This is a genomic window from Kribbella antiqua (assembly GCF_004345665.1).
GTDB classification, from domain to species: domain Bacteria; phylum Actinomycetota; class Actinomycetes; order Propionibacteriales; family Kribbellaceae; genus Kribbella; species Kribbella antiqua.
On the sequence record NZ_SLWR01000002.1, the window covers coordinates 425,854 to 446,395 of the forward strand.

At 67.4% G+C, this 20,542-nt stretch carries 17 protein-coding genes; 10 read left to right on the forward strand and 7 right to left on the reverse strand.

What is annotated here, in order from left to right; genetic code table 11:
- Positions 1 to 2: 2 nt before the first annotated feature.
- Together EV646_RS07970 and EV646_RS07975 are read right to left on the reverse strand one after the other, a co-directional pair.
- Positions 3 to 1,106 (reverse strand): NAD(P)-dependent alcohol dehydrogenase, encoded by a 1,104-nt coding sequence (locus EV646_RS07970; protein ID WP_132145555.1) that lies wholly within the window; start codon positions 1,104 to 1,106, stop codon positions 3 to 5.
- Between the two features lie 24 nt (positions 1,107 to 1,130).
- Positions 1,131 to 2,582, reverse strand: a complete 1,452-nt coding sequence (locus EV646_RS07975; RefSeq protein WP_132145557.1) for an aldehyde dehydrogenase family protein — start codon at positions 2,580 to 2,582, stop codon at positions 1,131 to 1,133.
- A gap of 98 nt (positions 2,583 to 2,680) precedes the next feature.
- Here EV646_RS07975 and EV646_RS07980 point away from each other — a divergent pair, with 98 nt between their 5' ends.
- Entirely contained in the window at positions 2,681 to 3,109 is a 429-nt protein-coding gene (locus EV646_RS07980; RefSeq protein ID WP_132145559.1) for a MarR family winged helix-turn-helix transcriptional regulator, read from the forward strand.
- A gap of 1 nt (position 3,110) precedes the next feature.
- Here EV646_RS07980 and EV646_RS07985 read toward each other — a convergent pair whose 3' ends face one another.
- A complete protein-coding gene (locus tag EV646_RS07985) occupies positions 3,111 to 3,815 on the reverse strand; it encodes a hypothetical protein (RefSeq protein WP_132145561.1) in 705 nt (234 codons plus the stop codon).
- Between the two features lie 191 nt (positions 3,816 to 4,006).
- Between EV646_RS07985 and EV646_RS07990 the strand changes: the two genes are divergently transcribed.
- The gene (locus EV646_RS07990; protein ID WP_132145563.1) at positions 4,007 to 6,244 is read left to right on the forward strand and encodes an arylsulfatase; all 2,238 of its coding nucleotides are present in this window, start codon (positions 4,007 to 4,009) and stop codon (positions 6,242 to 6,244) included.
- Here the strand turns inward: EV646_RS07990 and EV646_RS07995 are convergent.
- Together EV646_RS07995 and EV646_RS08000 are read right to left on the reverse strand one after the other, a co-directional pair.
- Positions 6,241 to 6,594 carry a VOC family protein gene (locus EV646_RS07995; protein WP_132145565.1) on the reverse strand — a complete coding sequence of 118 codons (354 nt, stop codon included), beginning with the start codon at positions 6,592 to 6,594 and terminating at the stop codon, positions 6,241 to 6,243. The genes EV646_RS07990 and EV646_RS07995 overlap by 4 nt on opposite strands.
- 163 nt (positions 6,595 to 6,757) lie before the next feature.
- Complete coding sequence (locus EV646_RS08000) at positions 6,758 to 7,954, reverse strand: ROK family transcriptional regulator (protein ID WP_132145567.1); 1,197 nt, start codon at positions 7,952 to 7,954, stop codon at positions 6,758 to 6,760.
- A gap of 119 nt (positions 7,955 to 8,073) precedes the next feature.
- Between EV646_RS08000 and EV646_RS08005 the strand changes: the two genes are divergently transcribed.
- The 8 genes from EV646_RS08005 to EV646_RS08040 all read left to right on the forward strand — a co-directional run bounded on the left by EV646_RS08005 (position 8,074) and on the right by EV646_RS08040 (position 16,387).
- Positions 8,074 to 9,012, forward strand: coding sequence for an ROK family protein (locus tag EV646_RS08005; protein WP_132145569.1), 939 nt, complete (start codon positions 8,074 to 8,076; stop codon positions 9,010 to 9,012).
- Positions 9,013 to 9,059: 47 nt separating this feature from the next.
- A complete protein-coding gene (locus EV646_RS08010; protein WP_132145571.1) occupies positions 9,060 to 10,775 on the forward strand; it encodes an ABC transporter substrate-binding protein in 1,716 nt (571 codons plus the stop codon).
- Between the two features lie 36 nt (positions 10,776 to 10,811).
- Positions 10,812 to 11,810 carry an ABC transporter permease gene (locus tag EV646_RS08015; RefSeq protein ID WP_132145573.1) on the forward strand — a complete coding sequence of 333 codons (999 nt, stop codon included), beginning with the start codon at positions 10,812 to 10,814 and terminating at the stop codon, positions 11,808 to 11,810.
- Between the two features lie 3 nt (positions 11,811 to 11,813).
- On the forward strand, positions 11,814 to 12,746 hold the full coding sequence (locus EV646_RS08020) for an ABC transporter permease (protein ID WP_132145575.1): 933 nt from the start codon (positions 11,814 to 11,816) through the stop codon (positions 12,744 to 12,746).
- Positions 12,727 to 13,719: an ABC transporter ATP-binding protein gene (locus tag EV646_RS08025; RefSeq protein WP_241995546.1), complete on the forward strand. Its 993-nt coding sequence runs from the start codon at positions 12,727 to 12,729 to the stop codon at positions 13,717 to 13,719. Before EV646_RS08020 ends, EV646_RS08025 begins: the two co-directional genes overlap by 20 nt.
- Positions 13,716 to 14,762, forward strand: a complete 1,047-nt coding sequence (locus EV646_RS08030) for an ABC transporter ATP-binding protein (protein ID WP_132145579.1) — start codon at positions 13,716 to 13,718, stop codon at positions 14,760 to 14,762. The genes EV646_RS08025 and EV646_RS08030 overlap by 4 nt, the downstream gene beginning before the upstream one ends.
- A gap of 129 nt (positions 14,763 to 14,891) precedes the next feature.
- Entirely contained in the window at positions 14,892 to 15,614 is a 723-nt protein-coding gene (locus tag EV646_RS08035) for a GAF and ANTAR domain-containing protein (RefSeq protein WP_132145581.1), read from the forward strand.
- A 56-nt stretch (positions 15,615 to 15,670) separates the two neighbouring features.
- Entirely contained in the window at positions 15,671 to 16,387 is a 717-nt protein-coding gene (locus EV646_RS08040; RefSeq protein ID WP_132145583.1) for a GAF and ANTAR domain-containing protein, read from the forward strand.
- 8 nt (positions 16,388 to 16,395) lie between these two features.
- Here EV646_RS08040 and EV646_RS08045 read toward each other — a convergent pair whose 3' ends face one another.
- Both EV646_RS08045 and EV646_RS08050 read right to left on the reverse strand, forming a co-directional pair.
- Positions 16,396 to 17,667 (reverse strand): hypothetical protein, encoded by a 1,272-nt coding sequence (locus EV646_RS08045; RefSeq protein WP_132145585.1) that lies wholly within the window; start codon positions 17,665 to 17,667, stop codon positions 16,396 to 16,398.
- Between the two features lie 126 nt (positions 17,668 to 17,793).
- Entirely contained in the window at positions 17,794 to 20,541 is a 2,748-nt protein-coding gene (locus EV646_RS08050) for a bifunctional YncE/alkaline phosphatase family protein (protein ID WP_132145587.1), read from the reverse strand.
- Between the last annotated feature and the right edge of the window lies 1 nt (position 20,542).

Here is a 20,542-nt window from a genome sequence, read left to right on the forward strand (position 1 = left end):
GCTCAGAACCTCAGCACCGGCTTGATCGTCGTACCACCGGTCATGTCCTCGACCGCCTTCTCGATATCGGCGAACGGGTACTCGGTGATCAGCCGCTCCACCGGGAGCCGGCCCTGCGCGACCAGCTCGGCCAGAACCGGGATGAGCCGCTGCGTCTCGCTGTCGCCGAGGGTCAGCCCGACCACCCGCTTACCTCCGAGCATGCCATTGACGTCCAGCGCGACCTCGGTGCCGAAGGGCGGTGCGCCGACGATGACCGCCGTACCTCTCGCTGCCAAGGCGTCGACGCCGGCGCGGAGCACTCCGACGTTGCCGGTGGTCTCGACGAGCCCGGAAGCGCCACCGCCGGTCGCTTCCTGGATCCGGGCGGTCAGGTCGTCCCCTGCCTCGATCACGTGGGTCGCGCCGAGCTCACGGGCAAGGTCGAGGCGGGACGAAACCTTGTCGACGGCAACGATCGTCGTCGCCGGGGTCAGAGCGGCAGCCATGACGGCGGAGAGGCCGACAGCACCGGCACCGAGGACCACCACGGAGTCGCCGGGGCGTGGCTGGAGAACATTCCAGACCGCGCCGACTCCGGTCTGTACGCCGCAGCCAAGCGGCGCGAGCTTCTCCAGGGGCGCGTCGTCGGCGAGCTTGACCACGCTGCGCTCGTCGACCAGCGCGAGTTCCGAGAACGAGGACTGACCGAAGAAGTGGCCGCCGAGCTGGGCGCCGTCCCGCGTGATCGTCGGACTCCCGTCTGCGCGAACGCCTCCCAGGAGATTGAGCGGCAGCCAGGTGGCGCAGTACGCCGGGTGTCCGTCGCGGCAGTTGGCGCAGTCGCCGCACGAGGTGAACGAGAGCAGCACGCGATCGCCCGGCGACACCCGGGTGACCGCGCTGCCGACGGCCTCGACAACGCCGGCACCTTCGTGTCCGAGCACGCCGGGCAGCGGAAACGGCAGACCGCCGGAGGCGACGCCGAGATCGGTGTGACAAAGCCCGGCGGCCGTCATCCGGACCAGCACCTCGTCGGCGCGCGGCTCGTCGAGCTCGATCGAGCTCAGCGTGAACGGGCTGCCGCCGGCCTCGACGACCGCGGCCTTGGTGGTGTAGTTGCTCATGGCTACCTTTTCTCAGTCGAAGCTTCAGTCGAGCGACACGATCACGGACTTCGTGCGGGTGTAGGCGTCGAGCGCCTCCGGGCCGTACTCGCGGCCGTAGCCGGACGCCTTGACGCCGCCGAACGGGACAGCCGGGTCGAGCATCGCCCAGTCGTTGACGAACACGATCCCCGCCTCGAGCCGGGCCGCCACGCGGTGCGCCCGGGCGAGGTTCGAGGTCTGGATCCCCGCGGCCAGCCCGTACGCCGTACTGTTCGCCAGCGCGATCGCTTCGGCCTCGTCGTCGAACGGCTGGACCGTTAGGACCGGGCCGAAGATCTCCTCCTGGACCACGCTGGACTCGTTGGGCAGATCGGCGATCACCGTCGGCTTGTAGTAGAAGCCGCCGTCCAGGTCGAGTCGCTCACCGCCGCACACCACCCGGCCGCCATCCGCCTTCGCCAAAGCCACGAACTCCTCGACCTTCCGCACGTGCCGGTCGGACGCCATCGGACCGATCACCGTCTTGGAATCCCGCGGATCACCGATCGGAACCGTCGGTACGGCGTCGGCCAGGATGCCGACGAACACGTCGTACAGCGGCCTCGCCACCAGGAGACGCGGGCCGGCCATGCAGAACTGGCCGGTGTTGAAAACGAAGCCCTTGATCGCGGCACCGACCGCCTTGTCCACGTCGGCGTCCTCGAAGACGATGTTCGCCGCGTTGCCGCCGAGCTCCATGGTGACCGGGACCAGCGAAGCCGCGGCCGCGCTCGCAGCGAGGCGACCAACCGCGGTGGATCCGGTGAAGGCGATCTTGTCCACGCCAGGGTGCCGGAGCAGTGCGTCTCCTGCGACGGCGCCGCTGCCGGTGACGACGTTGACGACACCATCCGGTACGCCGGCTTCAGCCAGCAACTCGGCCATCCGCAGCGCGGTCAGCGGTGTGTCGTCGGCCGGCTTGTGCACGATCGTGTTGCCGGCGGCGAGGGCGGGCGCGAGCTTGGAGTTCGAGAGGATCAGCGGGAAGTTGAACGGGGTGATCGCGCCGACGACGCCCAGCGGTTCGCGCCGCGTGTAGGCGAACGTCTTCAGCGGGGTCTCCCGGGTGGAACCGTCCAGCGTCTGCGCCAGGGCCGCGTAGTACTCGTACTGCTCGACGGTCGTCATGACGTCCACCGGCAGGCACAGGCCGATCGGCTTGCCGACGTCGAGGCTCTCCAGTTCGGCGAGCTCCTGCGCGTTCTTCCGCAGCAGTTCCGCGACCCGGTTGAGCACCCGGGCCCGCTCCCGGCCGCTCATCCGCGGCCACGGTCCGTCGTCGAACGCCGTACGCGCGGCGGACACCGCACGATCGATGTCGGCCGCGTCGCCGTCGGCCACGGTACCGATCACCGTGCCCGTGGACGGGTCGATCACATCCACGCGTGCGCCCGACTGCGCGGGCGTCCACCGGCCGCCGATGTAGAGCTCGCGCTCGATCTTGTCGATGGTCATGTGCGGTCCTCACTACGCCCGGATAATCATCAGGTTTCCTGTTGTTGATACCCTGATCAGCATCAGGTTTCCTGTCAATACCTGGGGCGTGACTTCCGTTGGAACCTTCACTGCTGTACGCGATCAAGCAGGTCGAGCTCGCCGTCCGCTCACACCTCGACGACATCCTCAAGGGATCGGGCGTCACCGCGGTGCAGTACACGGCGCTCACCGTGCTGCACCGGCGCGACGGACTCACCTCCGCCCAGCTCGCCCGCAACTCCTTCGTGAAGACCCAGTCGATGGCCGACATCGTCACCGCGCTCGAGAAGGCCCGACTGATCAGCCGCCGCCGCGATCCCGCGGACGTCCGCCGCATCCTGATCAGCCTCACCGACCACGGCCGCGATCTCATCGCCCAGTACGACGACCCCGTCCGCAAACTGGAGGCCCGGATGACCGACGGCCTGACCGCCACCCAGATCCGCGACCTCCGCCACTCCCTCAACCACTGCCGCGCCACCCTCAGCGACCACCCACCCCACTGAGCTACCTGTGGTTTGTCGCCGCCCAACCGCCGAGGATCGCTCCTACCAACGTGACGAGCAGGATCGCCACGAGCGCGGCCGCAGCGGCCAGTGCACGGTCGGCCTCGGCGATGGGCAGGGATGGCCAGTCGATCCTCGCAACAAGGTCGTGTTTGCGGTCCACCAGGTAACCCACCCCAGCGATGAGGCCGACAGCGTCCCAGCTGACGGTCCACACGGCGAGGCCTTCCCGTCCGCCCTGCGATGGCGCCAGTCGCCCACTCGTGTAGCCGCCCGCGAACGCACCGATTCCCATCGATAGCACGAGCACAATCCAGGCGCCGACGTACACCCAGCCAATCCCCGACCAGTCGGCAAGCTTGTCCCAGCCGATCAGACTGCCAACAGCAGCGGCTAACGCCAGCAGAAGTACGGCGGTCCCGCCGGCCACCAGCCAGCCGACGAACGCGGCGCCGAGCGACGCACCCGCCAGATCCTCTCGCCACTCGTCACTGACGCCCAACTGTTCACTGGCGGCCAGCTCCGCCGTGTCACTGACGCCGAGATCCGCATCGACACTGGTGCTCTCATCCGCCTCGTAACCGATGCCGTCCTCAGCTGCGACCGGGTCGGGCTCGTCCTCCCGATACTCCTCATCTGCGTCCAGCTCGGAGTCGTCCTGCACGCGGGCCCAGCCCAGCAGCTCGTCCAGTCCGACCTCGACCACTTGGCCGGACTCCCTGTCCCCGTGGACCGCGCCCCATCGACGCACCATGGACACCCTTCCGCTGCACCGCTCCCGGTACCCCGATCCACCCACGTCGATCACTTGACACCGAGGATCGGACGGAGAAATCCTGGCAGCTGCTAAGTGCACTGGTCTGACCAGTGCGCGGTCGCCGATCGGGCTGGAGGATCATGAGTGAGAGTCAGGGGTTCCACGGGCGCATCGGGCTGACACATCTGGATTCCGTGCCGCACTGGGCGCCCGTCCAGGCACCGCCAGCGTCGGCGCCGAACGTCGTCTATGTGGTCCTCGACGATGTCGGATTCGCGGATCTCGGCTGCTTCGGTTCCGAGATCGACACTCCGACCATCGACGGCCTCGCCGCCGAAGGCCTGCGCTACGTCAACTTCCACGCGACACCGTTGTGCTCGCCGACCCGCGCGTCCCTCCTGACCGGACGGAACCACCACTCCGTCGGCATGCGCCTGCTCTCCAACCTCGACACCGGCTACCCGAACGGGCGCGGTCACGTCACGAAGGCCGCGGCGACCTTGGCTGAAATGCTGGTCGACTCCGGCTACAACACGATGTGCGTCGGGAAGTGGCACCTGGCTCCGATGGAGCACACCACCGCATCCGGGCCGTACGACCAGTGGCCGCTCGGGCGGGGCTTCGAGCGGTACTACGGCTTCCTCGAGGCCGAGACCGACTGCTTTTATCCCGAGCTCTACACGGACAATCACGCGATCGAGGCGCCGGGACGGCCGGAGGACGGCTACCACCTGACCACCGACCTGGTCGACCAGGCGATCTCCCTCGTCCGGGCCCAGAGCTCGGTGACGCCGGAGAAGCCGTTCTTCCTCCACCTCGCGTTCGCCGCCGCGCACGCGCCGCATCAGGCTCCGCAGGAGTACCTCGACAAGTACCGCGGCCGGTACGACGAAGGCTGGGACGTCGTACGGGAGACACGGTTCAGGCGACAGAAGGAACTCGGCCTCATCCCGCCCGACACCCGGCTGCCACCGCGCAATGACGGGGTCGTCCCATGGGCGGACCTCACCGATGACGAGCATCGTCTGTTCGCTCGCCTGCAAGAGGCGTACGCCGCGATGCTCGACCACACCGACGCCGAACTGCGACGGTTCGTCGAGGCCTTGGCTGCCTTGGGCCGGCTCGACAACACGATGATCGTGCTCATGTCAGACAACGGCGCGAGCCAGGAGGGCGGCAAGCGCGGATCGCTCAACCCAGCGGCGTTCCAGAACGGCATCGAGCCGGACTTCGCCTGGAACCTGGAGCACCTCGACGAGATCGGCGGCCCACGCGGTCACTCGAACTACCCGTGGGGCTGGGCGCAGGCGGGCAACACACCGTTCCGTCGTTACAAGCAGAACACCCACGAGGGCGGCGTACGGGTGCCACTGATCGTGAGGTACCCCAACGCGATCGCCAACCCCGGCGAGATCCGCTCACAATTCCACCACGTCACCGACATCACGCCGACCGTGCTCGACATCGTCGGTGTGCAGGCGCCCGAGGTCTACCGCGGTGTGCCGCAACTCCCCCTGCACGGCACTCCCCTGACCTACACCTTCGGCGACGCCGCCGCGCCGACCCGTCATCGCACGCAGTACTTCGAGATGTTCGGTCACCGCGCCATCTGGCACGACGGGTGGAAAGCCGTCGCCTTCCATCAGCGTGGCACGCCGTACGAGGACGACCGGTGGGAGCTGTTCGACACCACAACCGACTGGTCGGAGTCCGACGACGTGGCCGAGCGTTACCCGGACAAGCTCGCGGAGCTCCAGCAGCGCTTCTGGGCCGAGGCAGGCAAGTACGACGTACTGCCGCTCGACGACCGCGGCTTCGCCGTACGGGCCAAGGTCGCCAGGCCGGGATCAGTCCGCGCGCGACGCCGATTCGTCTACTACCGCGGCATGCCACACCTGCCGGCCGCTGCCTGCCCGCCGACGATGAACCGCTCGCACCGCATCACCGCGTTCGTCGACCGAGCCGCGTCGGACGGCGACGGAGTGCTGGTGGCTCTCGGCGGCGTCGCCACCGGGTTCGCGTTGTTCGTCAAGGACGGCCAGTTGGTCTTCGACCACAACTACCTAGGCCGGCACACCGTCGTACGCTCGGAATCGCCCATCCCCGTGGGTACGACGGAACTCGCGGTCAACGTCGAGCAGACCGGCGACCGCACCGCATCCGTGCAACTCCTCGTCGGCGCGCAAGAGGTCGCCTCCACCAAGCTCGACGCCGTACTCCCCCACTTCCACGGCTGGGAAGGCCTGGACATCGGCCAGGACGGCGCCTCCCCGGTCTCGCCTGAGTACGACGACACCTTCCCCTATCAAGGCCGCCTCGACCGAGTCGAAATCACCCTCGAAGACGACGACACCCCACTCTTCGAAACCGTCGACTAATTGATGCAGAGGCAGAAGGGGTGGCCGGCTGGGTCGAGGAAGACGCGGAAGGTCGTGCCGGGCTGGTGCTCGTGCTTGGTCGCGCCGAGCTCGAGCACCGCTGCCTCGGCTGCGTCGAGGTCCTCGACCATCACGTCGAGGTGCATCTGCTGTGGCACCCCTTGCCCCGGCCACTCGGGCGCGGTGTAGTTCTCCACCTGCTGGAAGGAGATGCAGTTGTCTTCCGTGCGGATCTCGGCCCAGTTCGACGAGGCCTCCACCTTCCAGTCCAGCAGCGCACCGTAGAACGCCGCGAGTACGCCCGGGTCGGGACAGTCGATCACAAAACTCGGAAACCGTGCGATAGCCATACCCGCACCCTACCCACGATTCCGGACGACCTACGTCCGGATTGTCAGGATCGCGCACATCACGTAGCCGATGGCAATGAACTCGCGGTCCGCGATCGCGGTCACTTGCCAGTTGCGTGGTCCGCCGTCGTCGGCTGCCTTCAGCCACTCTTAAAGCAGCGATCTAGGTGGGAGGAGAGATTCGGCTGATGAGGTGTTGCCAGGCTTGGTCTAGGCCGGCGGCTAGGCAGCCGGCCACAACGGTGTCGGTGCCTAGTTCGGTGGCTTTGATGTCTGGCAGTACGGGCGCCAGGACGCGGACCTGGTCGATGACGGCTTCGAGGAAGCCTGGAGCTTGGCCGATGCCGCCGCCGAGGACGATCAGTTCGGGGTCGACGACCGTGATGACGGTGCAGACGACCTTGGCCACCATCAGGGCCTCTTCGGCGACGACGGCGGCTGCGATCGCGTCCCCGCGTGCCGCGGCCGCGAACACCTTCTCCGCCGTCGACGCACGTCGTACGCCGGCTCGTTTGGCAGCTCGGACGACGGCAGCGGCCGAGGCCGAGGCGTCGAAGTTCCCACGTTTACGGGCATCCCGTACGTCGCTGCCACTCCCCTCGGCGAACGGCAGGTAGCTGATCTCGCCGGCCACGCCGTGAGCGCCGTGCCGGAGCTTGCCGTCGAGCACAAGGCCCATGCCGATGCCGGTGCCGACGGACACGAAGGCGAAGCTGTCCACTTCCTGACCATGACCGTGCACCCGTTCGGCCAACGCAGCCGCGTCCACGTCGTTCTCGATCATCAGCGACGACCCGAATCGCTCCCGCAGGGCGGGCAACACAGCCGGCGAGTCCCAGCCGGACAGGCGCCCGGTCAACGTCAGGGTGTCGCGCTTCGGATCGTAGACGCCGGGGCTTCCAATCACGGTCTGGGTCAGCTGCGACGCCTCGATGCCGGCTTCAGTCAGCAGCTTCGCCGCAAGGTCGGCGAGTTCCTGGACCCGGCCCATCGCGTTCGCAGCCTTCGTACGCACGCTCAGTCGGCTGCGGGTGGTGCCGGCGAGATCCGCGACGGCGCCGCGGAGGAACTCGTGCCCGACATCCAGCGCGAGGACGAACCCAGCTTCTGGGCGTACGCCGTACAGGATCGCGGCCGGGCCGGGGACGCCGGTGCGCTGCCCGGTCGCATGGACCAGCCCGGCGCGCTCGATAGTGCCGAGGGCGGCGAAGACTGTCGGTTTCGACAGACCAGTGAGACTGGCGAGCTCGGTCCGCGACACCGGCCCGGACCGCCGGATGTGGTCCAGCAGGACCTGCTCGTTGATCGCGCGGATCAGCTGTGGGCGGGCCGCTGAGGCTCCTCCGGCGACAACCGTCACGTCGATCTCCCTCCGTCGCGAACTCTTAAAACTGCGGACACATTTGGGCCTTGCGCCGAAACAATTGTTAAGTTAGTTTCCTAACGATTCTATTGGTCGGCACGTGGAGGTGCCAGTCCATGACTCGTACGCCGGTCGTCCTCGGGCTCGACTTCGGCGGGACAAAGATCGCCGTCGCGGTCGGCGACCTGTCCGGCCGCCGCCTGGGCGTCGCGACAGTCGACAGCCTGGCCGAGGCCGGAGCCCAGGCCGCGATGGCCCGCGGCCTGACCGCGGCGCGCGACCTACTCGCGGACGTCGCCCCTGCGCACGAGCTGGTGGGCGTGGGCGCGGCCACCCTCGGCATCCCGTACGACGATCGGGTCGAGCTCGCGCCGACGTTTCCCGGCTGGGACGCGCTCCCCTTCGGGCAGCTGGTCCGGGACGCCTTCCCCGGCGTTCCCGTCCACCTCGGCACCGACGTGAAGGCGGCCGCCGCGGCCGAGCTGCGCTGGGGTGCGCTGGCCGGCTGTGATCCGGGCATCTACCTCAACCTCGGCACCGGCCTCGCCGCGGCGATCGTTGCCGGTGGCACCGTCATCACCGGGGCGCACGGCGCATCCGGCGAGATCGGCTACAACCTGCGCTCCGCGGCGGATGTCGGGATCGGCGCCGACGAGCGCACGATCCTGGAACACATCGTCAGTGGCCAGGCACTCGAGACGACCGGTAGCTCCCGGCTGGGGCGACCGGTCACGGCGGCCGACGTGTTCGCGCTGGCGCGGACCGAGCCGGACGCCGCCGTACTCACCGGCGAGTTCAACCGCGAGCTGGCGATGCATGTGGTCAACCTGGCCATCGCCGTCGACCCGGTCCGGATCGTCGCCGGTGGTGGACTGGCCCGCTCGTGGGACCAGATCGCACCTGAGCTGCGCCGGGCACTCGACGCAGCCGTCCCCTTCCCGCCGGAGCTGACCGTGGCCCGTTTCCCGTCCGACGCGCCGCTGGTGGGGGCGCTCGCCCTCGGCGCCGAGGCGGCGGGGGCCGAGCTCGGCGAAGGCGAAGAGGCATTCGCATGACCAATCAAGGAGTGGCAGCTCCAATCAGCAGTGAAAGGGCAGGGACGATGAGGGGCATCAAACGCACAGCGATCGCCGCGGTGGCGATCGGCCTACTGGCCGCCGGGTGTGGCGGCGGTGACAAGCCGATCGGGAACGCCGCGTCGAGCACTCCCCCGGCATCGACGAGCACCGGCGGCGCGGGCTCGGGCGCCTACAAGAAGGGCGGGACGGTCACGATCGCGAACGTGGGCGGCCAGACCTGGCCGTGCCAGTTCAACCCGTTCAACCCGTCGGTCAACCAGGCATCCAACGGCTTCGTCTACGAGCCGCTGACGTTCGTCAACGTGCTCAAGAACGGCGCCACCACGCCGATGCTCGCGACCGCCTTCACCTGGTCGGCGAACAAGGACTCGATCACCTTCACCATCCGCGACGGGGTGAAGTGGAGCGACGGACAGCCGTTCAGCGCCGACGACGTGGTCTACACGTTCAACCTGATGAAGCAGCAGCCCGCCCTCGACCTGTACTCGCTGTGGACCGGCGCGGGCCTGACCAGCGTCGCCGCCAGCGGCAACAAGGTCACGCTGAAGTTCAAGGCGCCGGCCGAGCCGTACTTCTTCAACTTCGCGAACCAGGTCATGATCGTGCCCAAGCACATCTGGTCGACCGGCGAAGCGGCGAGCAAGCCGGCCACCTGGGCGAACGCCAAGCCGATCGGCACCGGGCCGTTCACCATCGGGTCGTGCTCCGCCAACAACATCGAGTACCTTGCCAACGGCAACTACTGGCAGCCGGGCAAACCGTACCTCGCGAAGGTCGAATACCCGGCGTACCTCGACAACAACCCGGCCAACCTCGACCTGGCCAGCGGCAAGGCCCAGTGGGGTGGTCAGTACATCCCGAACATCGACAAGTTCTACAAGGCGAAGTCCCCGGAGAACAACTACTGGTTCCCGCCGACAGCGAACGTGGCGATCGTCCCGAACCTCGACCCGTCGCACAAGGCGAGCAGTAAGCTCGCCGTCCGGCAGGCGATCGCCTACGCGCTCGACCGCGAGCAGATCTCGAAGATCGGGGAGAGCGGCTACCAGCCGGCCGCGAACCAGACCGGCGTCGTCACGCCGACCTTCGACAAGTACTTCGACAAGGACGCGCTGACAGCCGCCGGCTACGACAAGCCGAACCAGGACAAGGCCAAGCAGCTGCTGCAGAGCGCGGGCTACTCGTCGTCCAACCCGCTCAAACTAAGCGTCATCACAGTGACCGGCTACACCGACTGGGATGCGTCCCTGGCCGTGGTCAAGCAGCAGCTCGCCGCTGTCGGCATCGAGCTGACCGTCCAGGACCTGCAGCAGCAGTCGTTCAACCAGAAGCTCTACACCGGTGACTTCGACCTGGCCTACTACAGCCAGCCCGGCGGACCCACGCCGTACTACGAGCTGCGGCAGCTGCTGTACTCGAAGAACTCCGCGCCGATCGGCAAGCAGGCGAGCAGCAACTACGAGCGGTACCTGAACCCCGAGGTGGACAAGCTGTTCGACCAGTACGCCAGCGCCGACCCGGACACCCAGGTCAAGCTGATCAAGCAGATCTCCGGGTACATGATCAAGGACGTACCGCTCATCCCGACCACCGAGTCGGTCGACTGGTACCAGTACAACACCAAGGACATCGACGGCTGGCCGACCCAGGACAACCCCTACGCCCAACCCGCGCCGTACAACATCCCCGACGTCGGGCAGGTGCTGGCCAACCTGTACTCGAAGTCGGCCCAGAAGTAAGGATCGGTTCGTGAGAGTGAGCGCGAGGAGCTGGTTGTGCGTTACCTGATCCGTCGTCTCGGGTTCTTCGCGCTCACTCTCTGGGCCGCGATGACGCTGAACTTCTTCATCCCGCGGATGATGCCCGGCAGTCCGGAACAGGCGCTGCGGGACCGGTTCAGCAAGGGCGGCAGCGTCGTGACCCCCGAACAGTTGCGGACGGTGCTGGCCGAGTTCGGGTTCGACCCGGGCAAGAACCTCATGTTGCAGTACGTCGAATACCTGAAGTCGATGGTCACCGCGCACTGGGGCGTGTCGATCGGCAGCAGCCTCGGTGTGCCGGTGACCCAGCTGATCGGTGACGCCCTGCCGTGGACTCTCGGCCTGGTCGGTATCTCGACCGTCCTTGCGTTCGCCCTCGGCACGCTGATCGGCACGATCGCCGGCTGGCGGCGCGGTGGGCTGATCGATGGCATCGTGCCACCGGTGTTCATCGTCACCTCGGCGCTGCCGTACTTCTGGGTGGCGCTGCTGCTGATCTCGTTGTTTGCGATCGGCAACAATCCGGTCCTGCCCAACGACTTCAACTACGACCAGGGACTGAGCCCGGGTTTCAACGGCGAGTTCATCGGCAGCGTGATCAAGCACGGCATCCTGCCGGCCGCCACGATCCTGATCACGGCGGTCGGCGGCTGGATCCTGACCATGCGGAACAACATGGTCACCACGCTCGCCGAGGACTACGTCCGGATGGCCCGGGCCAAAGGCATCCCGAACCGGAAGATCATGTTCGGCTACGCCGGCCGGAACGCGTTCCTGCCCAACTTGTCCGGCTTCGCCATGTCCCTCGGTTTCGTCATCTCCGGCACGATCCTGGTCGAGTACGTCTTCAACTATCCCGGCCTGGGTTACATGTTCTACAACGCCACCGTGAGTACTGACTATCCGTTGCTGCAGGCCCTCTTCCTGCTGGTCACGCTGGCCGTGCTGATCTGTGTCCTGCTCTGCGACTTCGCGGTGTTCCTGCTCGACCCGCGAGCCCGGACGAAGGGGTAAAAGATGAGCGCAGTAGTTGCCGGCGCGTCGGCACCCGTCTCGAGTGCGGCGCGCCGCCCGCGAGGAGGGCTGCTCCGGGCCATCCTGGGCAACCGCAAGGCCGTGGCCGGAGCGTCTCTGCTGCTCCTGTTCATCCTGCTCGCCGCGTTCCCGCATCTCTTTGTCCCGTGGCTGCACGGCGATCCCCGCGCGATCGGCGACGTACCGCTGGAGGGGCCGTCGGGTAAGCACTGGCTCGGCACCACGGGCCTCGGTCAGGACGTGTACGCCGAACTCATCTACAGCACCCGGGAATCACTGCTGATCGCCGTCGGCGCGGGCGCCGGCGCGACGATCCTGTCCGTCCTCATCGGCGTCTCGGCCGCGTACCTCGGCGGTCTGGCCGACGACGGGTTGTCGATGCTGACCGACATCTTCCTGGTGCTGCCGACGTTCCCGCTGATCATCGTGCTGGCGACGTACGCCGGTAAGGGCAATCTGACCGTGATCATCATCGTGCTGATCCTGACCGGCTGGTCGTACGGCGCCCGGCAGATGCGCGCGCAGGCGATGTCGTTGCGCAACCGGGACTTCCTCGAATCGGCCCGCGTCCGCGGTGAACGCCGGTCGTACATCATCGTGGTCGAGGTACTGCCGACGATGCTCTCGCTGATCGTCGCGAACTTCCTCGGCGCCGCGCTCTACTCGGTCCTCACCGCGGCCGGCCTGCAGTTCCTCGGGCTCGGCGACCCGAACTCGCTGAGCTGGGGCACGATGCTCTACTGGGCCCAGAACCAAGGTGCCCTGGTCAACGGTCTTCCCGCGTGGGCGCTGTCGCCGGGGCTGGCGGTCGCGCTGCTCGGTGTTTCGTTTGCCCTGCTCAACTATGCGTTCGACGAGATCAGCAACCCCGCGCTGCGGCCGGTTCGGAGGCGACGTGCCAAAGCCAATTCTTGAGGTCCGTGATCTCACCGTCGAGTACGACACCGGTGACCGTCCGGTCGTCGCCGTCGACGCGGTCGATCTCGACGTACATGCCGGTGAGTTCGTCGGTGTGGTCGGCGAGTCGGGCTGCGGCAAGTCGACGCTGCTGTTCGCCATCGCCCAACTGCTGAGCTCACCCGCTGCCATCACCGGTGGCAGCGTGCGGTTCCAAGGTCAGAACCTGGTCGCGATGAGTGAGACGAAGCTGGCCGCGTTGCGCTGGCGGGACTTCTCCGTGGTGATGCAGAGCGCGATGAACGCACTGAACCCGGTGAAGAGCATCGGCGGCCAGTTCAAGGACGCGATCATGGCGCACGACGAACCGGTCACCGACGATCGTCCGGCCGAGGTACTGCGGCTCGTCGGCATCGACCCGATCCATCTCAAGAGCTACCCGCACCAGCTCAGCGGCGGGATGCGGCAGCGCGCCATGATCGCGATGGCCCTGCTGTTCACGCCGGACCTCATCATCATGGACGAGCCGACGTCGGCGCTCGATGTGGTGGCGCAACGGTCGCTGATGGTGCAGATCAAGGACCTGCAGCAGAAGCTCGGCTTCGCGGTCGTCTTCGTCACCCATGACATGTCCCTGGTCAGCCACTTCTCCGACCGGCTCGTGGTGATGTACGCCGGTCAGGTCGTCGAACTCGGCGCCACCCGAGCCGTGTTCGACAATCCGGCCCATCCGTACAGCAAGGGTCTGCTCGACGCGTTCCCGTCGATCCGCGGCCCGAAGGTGCCGCTGACCGGGATTCCGGGGAGCCCGCCGAACCTCGCCCATCCTCCGAGCGGCTGCCGCTTCCATCCCCGCTGCCCAGTGGCCTTCGAAGACTGCCCCAAGATCGAGCCCGAGCTCTACCAGGTCGGCTCCGTCCAGGCCCGCTGCCTACTGCACGCACCCGGCCAGACCCACGCGGCCGACCCCATCCGGGAGGCAACCTCATGACCTCGGTGAACGTCGACCAGCTCAGCTCGACCGACTCGGACTCTGCGCCGCTCCTCGAGACGAAGAAGCTCACTCGTCACTTCCGGGTCGGCCGCGGGCTTTCCCGCAAGATGCTGCACGCGGTCGACGACGTCGATCTCACCATCGGCCGGCAGGAGATTGTCGCTCTGGCGGGAGAAAGCGGCAGCGGCAAGAGCACCATCGCCCGGCTGCTCGCGGGCGTCTACAAGCCGACGGACGGCGAGATCTACTACCAAGGCCAGGCCCTGTCGAGCATGCGCTCGCGCCGAGACCAGCTGGCCTACCGCAGCGACGTACCGATGGTGTTCCAGGATCCGTTCAGCTCCCTCAATCCCGCCTTCCGCGTCTCGCACGGAATCCTGCGCAGCCTCAAACTGCACCGCACCGACCTGACGCGTTCCCAGCGGTACGACGAAGCCGAGCGCGTCGTCGAGGCGGTCGGACTGGCCCCGGCCGGCGAGATCATGCACCGCTACCCCTACGAGCTCAGTGGTGGCCAACGGCAACGGATCGGGTTCGCCCAGGCCTTGGCGCACAAGCCCAAGCTGATCCTGGCCGACGAACCGGTCTCGATGCTCGACGTGTCGATCCGCATCGGCCTGCTCAACCTGATGGCGGAGCTGCGCCGGTCGGAAGGTGTGTCCTTCCTCTACATCACCCACGACATCGCCAGCGCCCGGTACGTCGCCGACCGCCTCGTCATCATGTACGCCGGTCACATCGTCGAGTCCGGCCCGACCGAGTCCGTACTGGCGAATCCCAAGCACCCCTACACCGACCTGCTCCTCGGCGCGGTGCCCGATCCACGAGCTCCGCTCACTGCCGCCGTCGAGGGCGACACCGGCGAACCACCGAAGGTCATCGACCCGACTCCCGGGTGCCGCTTCCGCTGGCGTTGCCCCCTGGTGGTCGACGAGTGCCACCACATCACCCCCACCCGCCGCCGCCTCGGCGACAACCACGACGCAGCCTGTCACGTGGCGCAACCGGACCCCGGCGAAGAGAACCTCGCGGCGAGGTAGGCCATGGCACCCCGGTGCGTCCGGTGGACATCGCTCCGTCCAGCAGGCAGGCTGAAACAGTGACGTCATGACCGGGCCTGCCGGTCGGGTGAGCAAGGCGCACGCAGGAGGTTCGAGGTGAGCTGATCCGTGGCATCACCCCGAGTGCGCCAGATCCTCCTCGAGGTCCTCACCGACCCTCCTGGCCACACGAGCACCGCCGAGCAGGTGCTGGATCGGCTGTGCGCAGCGCTGATCGGCGCAATTCCAATCGACGGTGCAGGCGTGGCGTTGATGACCTCGGCGGGCCACGCAGGTCTGCTGGTCGCCAGCGATGCGCCGGCAGCCGCGCTGGAGAACCTGCAGCAAACCCTCGGCGAAGGCCCCTGTCTGGACGCATCACGAGAGGGCAGGCCGGTCCTGCTGCCAGATCTGGCCCGGACCGGTTCGACATGGTCGCCGGGCTTCGCCGCGTCGGCGGCCGACGCCGGCGTCGCAGCGATCTTCGCGTTTCCGCTCCAGGTGGGCGCGATCCGGCTCGGTGTGCTCGACCTCTACCGCCGCACCACCGGAGCGCTGGACAGCCTCGAGCTCGCCGAGGCGCTCGACTTCGCGTCCGCCGCCACCACCATCCTGCTCGACCTGCAACATGGCGCCCCGCCCGGCGAGTTGCACCCCCTGCTCGCCGAGGTCGCCGACGGGCACCGCGAAATCCATCAAGCCACCGGGATGGTCTCGGTCCAGGCCGCCGTCGGACTGACCGAGGCGTTGCTCCTGATCCGGGCCCACGCCTACGCGACCGAGCGATCACTGTTCGACATCGCCAAGGATGTCGTGCACCGGCGGCTCAACTTCTCCTCCGACGGAGCATGATGAATAGGCAGGGCGATGCGCAGAAGCGACCAACCGGCCGGGAAAGGAACCAGGTCATGACCAGGGAGCAACGCCTCGGGCGAGTCTTTGTCGAGCTCGCCGATACCCTCGTCGACGATTTCGACGTGATCGACCTCCTGCACCTGCTGTGTGAACGGAGCGTCGAACTCCTCGATGCCGATGCCGCGGGGCTGATCCTGGCCGATCAGCGCGGCCGATTGCAGGTGATGGCCTCCACGACCGAGGAAGCCAGACTGCTCGAGTTGTTCGTCCTGCAGAACGACGAAGGGCCCTGTCTGGACTGCTACACCACGGGTCAGCAGGTGGCGAACGTCAACCTCGACGAGTTCAGCCATCGCTGGCCACGGTTCCAGGCTGCTGCCACCGCCGCGGGCTACGCGTCGACCCACGCACTACCGCTCCGGCTGCGCGGACAGGTGATCGGCACCCTCGGTCTCTTCTGCTCCCAGCGCTCTACGCTGAGCGAGGACGACCTCGATCTCGGACAGGCGCTGTGCGACATCGCCACCGTTGCCCTGCTGCACGAGCGCGCGATCCGGTCCAGTGAGCTCCTGGCCGAGCAGCTCCAGAGCGCCCTGAACAGCCGGATCGTGATCGAGCAGGCGAAGGGCGTCCTGGCCGCGAGCGCGGACATCGCCCTCAGCGCCGCCTTCACGCTGATGCGCGATCACGCCCGCCGCAACCACCTGCGCCTCAGCACAATCGCGACAGACATCACCAACGGCACCCTCACCGCCGCCGACCTGGAGTAGGTGACCAGTTATTCGCCGTGATCCGGCACTGGAGTTCGGTCCTGGGGTGGGTACGGCGTGTCCGGGAGGCCGAGGTTTCGCCAGGCGAAGCGCGGGATGCGGGACAGGAAGCCGCGCAGGAAGTGCGAGCTGTGGGCGATCGCCGGCTGATTGTGTACGCCGGTTGAAAACCAGGCCCAGTCGTCGACGATCCGGAACGGCGCGGGTGGGTTCGCCATCAGGTATTCCATCTGGCGCGGGTGGATGACGTCGTACGCGAACTTGGGGTCCTGCGCGGTGACGGAGAACTGCTTGTTGAAGGCCTCGCTCTCGAAGGTGATCCCGCGGCCGCGGTTGGCGACTTGGAGCCACGGCATCCGGATCGGCAGCTGGAAACCGAGGATCGGCTCGCTGTGGTTCTCGACCACGGTCCGGGTCTGGGACCGGCCTTCGCTGTCGGTGTAGGTCTCGGTGCGGGTGGTCTTCCAGTGGTGGGTGAAGGCGACAAACGGCGGACCGTCGCCATCGCGGCCGCGGATCACCTCGCTGGTGCTGTGATCGTGGCCGGACTGCGTCACCGGCGTGGTCTGCAGCAGGCTGTCGTCGACGCCGATCCACTGCCAGTCCGGGTGATGGTAGAAGGTCATACCCCACGGCTTCACCGGCTGGATCCAGTGATCCAGCGGCGTGTCGTCGATCACCGCGGCCACGGTGGCGAGCACTTCCAGCCAGTAGGCGAGAAGCTCGACCTCCTTGCGCGGCGGGTCCAGCATCACCAGCTGATCCCCGTCGATGCTCAGGTTCACACCGGGCCCGCCCGCGGCCATCACGTTCAGCTGCTCACACACCTGCGGGGTCAGCACCGCCGCGGCAAACGCCGGGTCGAGCGCACCGACCTGCCAGCCGGGCCCGAGCTGGGACGGCACCATCACCGCCTCCACGCCGTACCGCGGCTGGGTCTCACCGCCGGTGATCCACAACTCCGGAAGCCGTCGGGACAGCGTGACCATCCCGACCCACCCCGACCAGTGCTCGGAGCTGTACTCGATCACCTGGAACGGCCTGCCGAGGCTGGTCAGGCCGGCGATCTGATCGTCGGGCCGGCGGCGGAAGCCGAGCCCGAACGGCGGGTTGCCGAGCCGCTCCACGGCGTCGAAGGCCGGGCTGTTCACGAAGATCCAGCCGCGGTCCCGCAACGACTTGATGTACTGCTGCCGTCGTACGAGCGCAACGATGCCCCACGTGATCCCAGCCGCGCCCAGCAGGATGACGATCAGTACGGCGATCGCCGCTTCGTCCACGTGCGCCTCCTCGGTCCACAGCTGTTTCCACGCCGGACAATAGACGCACAGAGGGCAAAGCACGTTCCGAAGCACGGAAGGTCCCCGGCCGGCTGCCAGGGACCTTCCGTGGTTCGGCGATCTAGGTCAGCCGTCGTTCTCCGCTGACGGGATGACCGCACCGGGTACGTCGTTCGGTGCCAGGATCTTGGCCTCGCCGGGGTACGGCGTGGTCCAGTCGTGCGCCTGGTACCAGTCGAAGTGGTTCATCTGCGCCGGGTTGGCGAAGTCGGCCTTCGCGTTCGGACCGGTGGTCCGCTGCTGGGCTTTCCATGCCTCCCACTGCGCCGCCATCGCCTGCTGATCCGCGGGCACCGTCGCCTTGGGCGCCGGCGCGGCGTTCGGGTTCTGCGCTGCGGGCACGTCCGCGCCACAGGTCGGAACCGTGCTCAGACCCGCCGTCAGCGAGGTCCGGTTCGGCACCGACTTGAACGGAGTGAAGTCCGGCCGCTGTGTGAACGCCCCGAACATCGGGGTGGCCGCGGTGTCCTTCTGGTTCATCGGCTTGATCCCGAGGATCTGCTCGATCGTGCGGATCATCGTGATCTGGGTGTAGTAGTGGTTGTCCACCACACCGTGCTGGGCGTACGGGCTGATGATCTGGATCGGCGCCCGGTGGCCGTCGACGTGGTCGAGACCGGCCTGGGAGTCGTCCTCGACGACGAAGATCGCCGAGTCCTTCCAGTACTTGCTGTGCGAGATCTCGTCCACGATCTGGCCGGTGGCGAGGTCGTTGTCGGCGACCTGGGCGGCACCGTTCGGCGGGCCACCGGTGTGGTCGTTCGACAGCCAGAACATGTTGAAGTTGGCCGGCCCGAACTTCGCGAAGTCCTTCTTCCAGATCTGGGCCTTGTAGATGTCCGGAACACTGGTGTCGAAGAGCGGGAAGCCGGGCACCGAGACCGCGTTCAGCGACGGGATCGCCGAACCGGTCTTGATCGGGTAGGCGGTGTCCTGCCCGGTGGCGACCATGTTCTTGGTGTCGCAGTACAGGTTCTGCCAGGTCGCACCGGCCGGCTTCTGCTCGAACGACTGGAACTCGCCGTAGTCCTTGACGGTCTTGCCGGCCGCCTGGGCACCGGTCCAGATGAAGCCGCTCTTCTGGTGGCCGAGCGCGTCGTCCTCGGTGTCGTAGCTTCGGGTGTACTCACCAGCGGAGGACTCGGTGTACTCCGGGTTGTCCGCCTGCATCAGCCAGTTGTGACCCTCGGCCGAGTTCGTGCCGATGTCGTAGGTGTTGTCGTACAGCCCGAACTGCTTGGCCATCGCGTGCTGGTTCGGCGTCACGTTCTCGCCGTACTGCGTCAGCGCCGGGTCGCCGTTGCCCTCCGGGATGTCGCCGTACACCTGGTCGTAGGTCCGGTTCTCCTTGACGATCAAGAAGACGTGCTTGATCGTCGACGGGTCACCGAGCCGCAGCGGGACCGGCACCGGCTGCGCGCCCTTGCCGGAGGTCACCTGGGCCGAGCCGGGGGTCCAGCCGTTCTGCTGGAAGACCTGTGCGGTGAGGCCGTGGATCGACTGGTCGTTCGGCAGCGTGAACCGGGTCAGGCTCGACGTCGTGTCGTGGGTGCCGTGCCCGGCGGCGGTCGTGGTCCGACGGGCGTCGACACCGCGGGTGTTCGAGACGACGATCTGATTGCCGACCTGCGCGAGCTCGGCCGGGAAGTAGTCCGTCGGGAGCAGGCCGACGTAGCTGACCGGCTCGAGCGGGTTCTTGTACTTGTAGACCGCGACCGCGTTCGCGCGGCCGAGCGACACCAGCAGGTGGCCGTCGTCGGTGAGCGTGACGCCATCCGGCTCGTATCCGACCGATGCCTCCGGCCACGGCTGGGTGGCGATGGTCTGGACGACCTTGTCGCGCTTGGTGTCGATCACGGACACGTTGTTGGTGGCAACGTTCGTGACGAACAGCGCGCCGTTCTTGGCGTACAGTGCGGTCGGGTGCAGACCGACGTCGATGCTCGCGGGCGCGGCCGCCGGGTTCGACAGGTCGATCACACTGACTGTGCCGGTCGTGGTCGCCGCGGTGACCTGGGAGGCCACCACCTGGGTGCCGTACGAGTTGATCGTCGGGTCACCGGGCTTGGCGGGCCGGCCACCCTCGTTGCTCACGTACAGCTTGTTGCCGACCATGGCCAGGTCGCGCGGCGCGTTGCCGACGGCCCAGCTCTGCTTGATGGTGCCGGTCGCGGTGTCGATGGCGACCACGCGGTTCTGGCCGTTGACCGCGGAGTACACGGTGGAGCTGTCCGGCGAGAAGACGGCTTCGCCGACCAGCGCGTGCTTGGTGCCGTCCGCCGCGATCGTCACGAACGTCGGGTTCGCGAGCGAGCCATCCGGGTTCACCGTGAACCGGCGGTAGCCGTCCGACTGGCCCAGCCACAGCTGCTTGCCGTCCGGCGAGTACGTCGGACCCTCCTGGCCGATGTCGTTGCCCGGGATCTTCAGGTCCGCGGCGGCGTTGTTGCCGACGTACTGCTGGACCTTCCAGTTCTTCAGGTCGACGATCGCCAGGGCCATCCCGCCGTCGGTCACCGAGGCGGCCAGGTGGCTGCCGTCCGGGCTGACCGTCGACGACATGATCTTGCCCTTTTGGAGAACAAGGCGGTCGCCGATCGGCTTGATGTACTGATCGGCGGAGACGACCTGGCCCTTGTCCGTGACCTGACCGACCTGGTCGGTCCCGAACTGGTGGGTCGAGGCGACTGCGGTTCCCGCGATGGCCACGGCGACCGCGGTGGTGCCCGCGGTGACCAGCGTCGTCCGGCGGCCTAACCGCCGGCTGAGGAGGCCTTTGTCCTCACGCCGAAGACGGCGGCGTGTTACCTGCATT

Bases quoted from the DNA above. Each gene is read 5' to 3' on its own strand.
- EV646_RS08010 (WP_132145571.1), top strand. From the start codon at position 9,060: ATGAGGGGCATCAAACGCACAGCGATCGCCGCGGTGGCGATCGGCCTA.
- EV646_RS08030 (WP_132145579.1), top strand. From the start codon at position 13,716: ATGACCTCGGTGAACGTCGACCAGCTCAGCTCGACCGACTCGGACTCT.
- EV646_RS07970 (WP_132145555.1), bottom strand. From the start codon at position 1,106: ATGAGCAACTACACCACCAAGGCCGCGGTCGTCGAGGCCGGCGGCAGC.
- EV646_RS07995 (WP_132145565.1), bottom strand. From the start codon at position 6,594: ATGGCTATCGCACGGTTTCCGAGTTTTGTGATCGACTGTCCCGACCCG.
- EV646_RS08005 (WP_132145569.1), top strand. From the start codon at position 8,074: ATGACTCGTACGCCGGTCGTCCTCGGGCTCGACTTCGGCGGGACAAAG.
- EV646_RS08040 (WP_132145583.1), top strand. From the start codon at position 15,671: ATGACCAGGGAGCAACGCCTCGGGCGAGTCTTTGTCGAGCTCGCCGAT.
- EV646_RS08050 (WP_132145587.1), bottom strand. From the start codon at position 20,541: ATGCAGGTAACACGCCGCCGTCTTCGGCGTGAGGACAAAGGCCTCCTC.
- EV646_RS07975 (WP_132145557.1), bottom strand. From the start codon at position 2,582: ATGACCATCGACAAGATCGAGCGCGAGCTCTACATCGGCGGCCGGTGG.
- EV646_RS08020 (WP_132145575.1), top strand. From the start codon at position 11,814: ATGAGCGCAGTAGTTGCCGGCGCGTCGGCACCCGTCTCGAGTGCGGCG.
- EV646_RS07990 (WP_132145563.1), top strand. From the start codon at position 4,007: ATGAGTGAGAGTCAGGGGTTCCACGGGCGCATCGGGCTGACACATCTG.